The organism is Cupriavidus sp. GW821-FHT02F09, from assembly GCF_059421605.1.
Genome location: NZ_JBWKVH010000107.1, coordinates 350 through 850 on the forward strand (window position 1 = coordinate 350; position 501 = coordinate 850).

2 protein-coding genes are annotated in these 501 nt (G+C 59.7%); both read left to right on the forward strand.

Annotation, left to right across the window (positions count from 1 at the left end):
- Positions 1 to 192 (forward strand): hypothetical protein (locus AC07XB_RS38970; RefSeq protein WP_494752838.1); only part of this gene is annotated, 192 nt, incomplete at its 5' end.
- A 58-nt stretch (positions 193 to 250) separates the two neighbouring features.
- A partial coding sequence (locus AC07XB_RS38975; RefSeq protein WP_492833280.1) for a hypothetical protein occupies positions 251 to 501 on the forward strand: 251 nt, incomplete at its 3' end.

The following is a 501-nucleotide window of genomic DNA, read 5'->3' on the forward strand; positions in this document are numbered from 1 at the left end:
GCCGTGCGCGGCGGCTTCGTGCCCTTCATGCCCGTCTTCAGCCTGACCAAGATCGACTCGACCTTCAATGCTTCGCAGCTGATCGGCCAGACCCAGAATGTTGTGAACATGAACGGCAACAACGCCGCCTTCGTGGCCGACATCAAGTCCCATGTCGACTCGACGCAAAACGCCACCAACAACATCTACTGAGCCGCGGGCCACGCCCCAAGCCAAATTCGCAATCCACTGAATACCCCGGAGAACTGCCATGACTACCACCCTCGCCATCAAGGACCTGTCGGTCACCGAAGAACTCGACGCCCGCGCCATGCGCGCCGTGCGCGGCGGCTTCGTGCCCTTCATGCCCGTCTTCAGCCTGACCAAGATCGACTCGACCTTCAATGCTTCGCAGTTGATCGGCCAGACCCAGAACGTCGTGAACATGAACGGCAACAACACGGCCTTTGCCGACGACATCAAGTCCCACGTGACGTCGACCCAGAACGCCAGCAACAACAT